This window comes from Desulfobacteraceae bacterium (genome assembly GCA_022340425.1).
Taxonomy (GTDB): Bacteria; Desulfobacterota; Desulfobacteria; order Desulfobacterales; family JAABRJ01; genus JAABRJ01.
Genome location: JAJDNY010000069.1, coordinates 1 through 4,749 on the forward strand (window position 1 = coordinate 1; position 4,749 = coordinate 4,749).

The window sequence follows — 4,749 nt, forward strand, 5'->3', positions numbered from 1 at the left end:
GCCTCCGGCGGAGGCTTGGGCGAGGCGTTGTCGAAGATGCTCGCCGGCGGCAGCGGCGGGGCCATCGGGGGAATGCTGGGCAGTGTTCTCGAAGACGCCAGCCGCGCGGTGGGCGGAAAGCGCAACCTGGCCGTGGGGGGCATCGGCGCCTTGGCCGGCGCGCTGCTTGGCGGCGGTGGGAGTTCGATGAAAGGCGCACTCGGCGGCGGCGTCATGGGACTGCTGGGGGCGATGGCCTACTCGGCCCTTAAAAAAGGCGGGCAGCCGCCCACCGAGGTGCCCACCGGGTTGCAGGAAACCCGAACCCCCGAACAAAAGCAGACCCTGGAGCGGGAGGCCGGGCTTATTTTTCAGGCTATGATCAATGCAGCCAAGGGCGACGGCCAGATCGACAAGGACGAAATCGACCGCATCATCGGCAGGCTCGGTGAAATGGGAATTGGCGGTAAAGCCCGGGCGTTTGTGATTGCCGAGATGCAAAAGGCGATGAACACCGATGCCTTGGTCAAGGCCGCTGCCGGCCGTCCGGGGCTGGGCGCCCAGCTCTACGCGGCCTCGCTGCTGGCGGTCGAGGTCGACACCCCGGCCGAGCGCGCCTATCTGGATGACCTTGGCAAGCGGCTGGGACTCAACGCGGAGACGATCTCGGCCTTGGAAGAAACCATCGGCATGCAGCGCGCCTGATCCTCCGCAGCATCGGGGCGGTGATGACGATTGATGGCTGGCCATCCCCCGCTGCTCTCGGTATTCAACCAAGAAACCGCAAAGGTTGAACCATGTTTATTCCTCTCGGTGACGACAACTCCGACCGCAGAATCCGCCCGCTTGTCAACCTGACCCTGATCGCGGTCAACCTGCTGGTCTTTTTCTTCCTGCAGGGCGTGGGCAGCAACCTGCCGTTCACCTATTCGCTGTCCACGGTGCCCCAGGAGATTCTCACCGGGCGCGACATCGTCACCGCCGAGCGGATCGTCCGGGACCCGGCCACCGGGGAACGCTTCCGAGTCCCCGGACTCGGGAAAACACCGCTGTCGGTTTACCTGACGCTTCTGACCTCCATGTTCATGCACGGCGGCCTTATGCACCTGCTGGGCAACATGCTCTACCTTCACATCTTCGGCGACAACATCGAGAACCTGATGGGGCACCGGCGCTACCTCGGCTTCTACCTCCTCTGCGGCGTGCTGGCCTCCCTGGCCCACGTCTTCACCAGCGCCGCCCTGAATGCCGACCTGCTTGTCCCCAGCCTGGGAGCTTCGGGAGCGATTTCCGGGGTTTTGGGTGGGTATTTTCTCCTGTTTCCGAAGCGGCGTGTGCGCGTGCTGGTTTTTCGTTTCATCACCGAGGTGCCGGCCCTGGTGGCCATCGGGGTGTGGTTTGCGTTTCAGCTGATCAGCTCGCTGGGCATGTTGGGCGGCGGCCCGGGAGACGGAGTGGCCTACGGCGCCCACATCGGCGGCTTCATCGCGGGATTGGTTCTCGTAAAATTTTTCCTGATCGGGCGGTATGAGAGCAAGGCGCGCCGGTTGCTTCATTGATCGCGAATCGCGCCTTGCCCTCCATTTGAAAGTTCAATCAAAGGCGGCTCAACATGCGGGAAAGGCACCGTCAGCCGGCGGGTGCAGGAGACACCGGAAATTTTCCGCAGCCTAGTTGGGACCCCCTGAATTCTACTGCAATCGGATGGTTTTCGGGATGAAAAATGAGAGAGTGGGCGGTCGATACGCCATGAAAAGTATTGAGTATCCGACTGCCTTGTAATATGAAGCCGAATCAAACGGATAGAAATCAGCCTGTGCGCCCGTAGCTCAGCTGGATAGAGCGCCGGACTTCGAATCCGTAGGCCGGGGGTTCGAATCCCTCCGGGCGCACCAATTAAATCGAGGGGTTGCAGTGATGGTGCTGTAGCCCCTTTTTCTTTTATCGGAATTTGCCCCACTATAGCCCCACCAAATTTTCGGGCCTGGATTCCCACCAGGGTTGGCAACCACTGATTTTTTGATCGCCCACCCCGGAGCTTCGCCTGCAGAACTAAACCCAGAATCTCCTTTCCCGGGACCACCCCGGGGGGGGGATACCCCCCCGTACCCCCCTCCCAAGATAGACGACCTGGCCGACCATTATCTATTTGGCGCACGCAATTTTTCGCGAAATTCCCGGATGCGTGTGCGATCGCCACTCGAATCGAAGCAGGCTTACCCAGTAGACGATGGGGTATGTCGTCCACAGCGCACAGCCCAACCACAGTGAGATCTGCATGATCGTCCCCCGGGAAGCCTTCAAGGCTTCCCGGGGAGCAACTTCTCAGGCGATTTCCAATCAAAGGGGGTCTGGGAATAGGGGCCCTGGTTATAGGGGGCCAGGTATAGGGGGCCGGGGCGTAGCCCCGGGGGATGGGCCTGATCCGGGACACTGTCCAGGGACAGCGCGTTTAGAAGCTCGCCTGCCGGAGCCCTTTCCGTTGCTGCTTCACTTTGGGCGGATGCGCCCTGGTAGTAGTGCCAGGCCGCCGCGGCGATATCGATGGGCGCAGGCATGCCTGGAACTTTGGCCAGAAAGCGAAGGGCGCCCCATCACGCTTCACGGATAGACAATCCCTTTTTTTTCAAGCACCCGCGGCAAGTCAAGATCATTACCTCGGGGTTCACCCTTGCCGGACGCGCGGCCGCTTAGCGGCATGCCGAATTGGGGTCTGACTGCCGCGGCTCGGGGAGGCGATGGCGACGCCGGAACCTTTGCAATCCAACATCAAATCTGGTATCGGGAAACAATAGCGGCTCACTTCCATCGATCGCCTCTCCTTTGCCTTGCAGCTGCGTACCCATACGAGATCCCTTCCTTTTCTTTTTCGTCCTGCGCAGCCGCACCCATTCGCGCTGGGGACGACGGCAAATGGACACCCCAACAGTAGTGGTCGCCAATGAGCGTTTTCATCAGCTACAGCTCCCAGGATAAGGAATTTGTCCGGCGTCTCGCCCACGATCTTAACAGCCGTGGGAATTGGGTCTGGTTCGGCTCGGGTAAAAGAAGCTGCCATGACTCAAATTCCGCATCAGAGAATGACTCAAATTTTAGCGGTCTTTGATTAATTTTTTGCCTCCTGATCGGCGTTGTTTCTCCAACTCTCGAATTCCCCAGGGGCCCTAAAATGACGGACATCTTCATCAGCTATCGACGTACCGACGCTGCCGGTCACGCGCGAGCCCTGCACCGGGATCTCTGCCTGCGCTTCCCGCCAGAGAGGATCTTTTTTGACCGGGAGAGCATCAAATCCGGCGAAAAATTCCACGAGCGAATCCGCGCCGCCGTCACGGCGTGCCAGGTGCTCCTGGCCCTGATCGGCCCGGACTGGCTAAAGGCCCAAGGGCCTGACGGCAGCCGCCGCCTGGACGATCCGGAGGATGTGGTGCGGGGGGAGATCGCTCTCGCCCTTCGCCTGAATAAGCCAGTTATCCCGGTCCTCTTCGACGACGTCCCGATACCCAGGCCCGATGATTTGCCCGAGCCCATCAAACCCCTGGCTGGGTGCGACCTCCTGAACCTGCGGGGCAAGACCTATGAGTACGACGTCCAGCTAAACGAGTTGGTGCGGCTTTTGGCGAAGGTGCCCGGCACGCCTGGTTCTATCGAGGCCCTGAAAGAGGCCGAAGCTGCGTTCAGGCGGCGGGTCCGGAAGCGGTTCACGGAGGATGCTCCTTACTACATTGTCCTTTCTGGTGAAACCACCGAAAGGACCGATTCCCCGAAGGACCCCCGGGCCCCGCGCTCGGCGTGCCGCCGCCGACAGCGCATGACGGCCGAATACTGCGAGTGGATCCAGGAGGGACGTGACATCGTAAGGGTCAAGCTGGACAGCCTGCGGGAGGCCGCGGACAAGTACCCCTGCGTGATCCTGCTCGGCGAGCCGGGCTGCGGTAAGACCACCGCTCTGGAGCATCTCGCCTACGAGTTGGCCGACGAGACCGGCCCCCTGCCGCTTGTGCTGCGTTTGAGCGAGTTCGCACCGGGGATGACCCTCGAGGACTTTATCGTGGCTGGCTGGTCAGGCCCGGAAGACGCGAACCACTGGGCGGCGCCCGAGCTGGCCGCAAACCTCACGAACTATCTTCAGCGCGGCCAGCTTTTTTGCCTCTTCGACGCCCTAAACGAAATGCCCCACACCGGCTACGCGGATTGCGTCCATGCCCTTCGCCGCTTCATCAACACTTGGGCGCCAAAGGGCAATCGCTTCATGGTCTCCTGCCGTGTCCTGGACTACGGCGAGGAGCTCTCCGGCTTGCAGCGGGTCGAGATTCAGCTTCTGCGCGAGGGCCAGGTCGTGGAATTCGCCAAACGGGAGCTGCCCGGCACCTGGGAGGCCTTTCTGGAGGAGTTCAAAAAAGAAGGGGATGGCGAGCGCAGTCTGCTCAAACTGGCCCGCAACCCCTACATGCTGACGGTGATGATCGACGTATTCGCCCAAGACGGCCGCCTGGGGGAAACCCGGGCAGCCCTGATGAGCCGCTTTACCGAGATCCTGATGAACTGGTGCAAGCAGAAGTGCCCCGCCGACGAGTGGCTGGATCCCGATGTGCAGCGGGCCGCCCTTGCCGTGATGGCGTTTGAAGTCCAGGACCGGGCCGGCTTCGGAACGTTGATTGAGACCCCACTGGCCCGGGCGGTCATGCCGGAGACGGTGCAGCCCGAACCGAAATGGCCGGCGCGGCCATCCCCGCCTGATCAGGTGCTGAAGCTTGCGGCATCGGCAAA

The 4,749-nt window shown here is 61.5% G+C and carries 4 protein-coding genes and 1 tRNA gene; all 5 read left to right on the forward strand.

The window, feature by feature from the left end; genetic code table 11:
* A partial coding sequence (locus tag LJE63_06555; protein MCG6906271.1) for a tellurite resistance TerB family protein occupies window positions 1–684 on the forward strand: 684 nt, incomplete at its 5' end.
* A 92-nt stretch (window positions 685–776) separates the two neighbouring features.
* Window positions 777–1,538, forward strand: coding sequence for a rhomboid family intramembrane serine protease (locus tag LJE63_06560; GenBank protein ID MCG6906272.1), 762 nt, complete (start codon window positions 777–779; stop codon window positions 1,536–1,538).
* A 259-nt stretch (window positions 1,539–1,797) separates the two neighbouring features.
* A tRNA-Arg gene (locus LJE63_06565) sits at window positions 1,798–1,874 on the forward strand.
* A gap of 1,046 nt (window positions 1,875–2,920) precedes the next feature.
* Window positions 2,921–3,085 (forward strand): toll/interleukin-1 receptor domain-containing protein, encoded by a 165-nt coding sequence (locus tag LJE63_06570; GenBank protein ID MCG6906273.1) that lies wholly within the window; start codon window positions 2,921–2,923, stop codon window positions 3,083–3,085.
* Window positions 3,086–3,148: 63 nt separating this feature from the next.
* Window positions 3,149–4,749 (forward strand): TIR domain-containing protein (locus tag LJE63_06575; GenBank protein MCG6906274.1); only part of this gene is annotated, 1,601 nt, incomplete at its 3' end.